This window comes from Gemmiger formicilis, assembly GCF_016901605.1.
Classification (GTDB): Bacteria; Bacillota; Clostridia; order Oscillospirales; family Ruminococcaceae; genus Gemmiger; species Gemmiger formicilis_B.
Genome location: NZ_JACJKP010000690.1, coordinates 1 through 240, shown reverse-complemented (window position 1 = coordinate 240; position 240 = coordinate 1). Strand labels below are relative to the sequence as shown.

Below are 240 nucleotides of genomic sequence, written 5' to 3'. Positions count from 1 at the left end.
CGGAACTGGCCCATGCAGGCCAGCCCGAGCGCTTTGCGCAGCTGCTGGAGGGACTGTGGCAGCAGATTCTGAAATCTTCGCCAACCGTACCTTCCGAAGCTTGCGCTTTGCCGCTTTCTGCCGCGCTGTTGCAGCAGGCGGGGCCCATACTGGCCCGTGCCTGTATCGATATGATTCCCTTCAATTGTTTCTATACCGAGGAAAATTATCTTTTCTATGACCAGGAATTTGTGCGGCAAA

1 protein-coding gene is annotated in these 240 nt (G+C 55.0%); it reads left to right on the top strand.

Going from position 1 to position 240, the window contains the following annotated elements; genetic code table 11:
- On the top strand, positions 1–240 hold a 240-nt coding region (locus tag H6B10_RS16490; RefSeq protein ID WP_345941870.1), incomplete at both ends, for a hypothetical protein.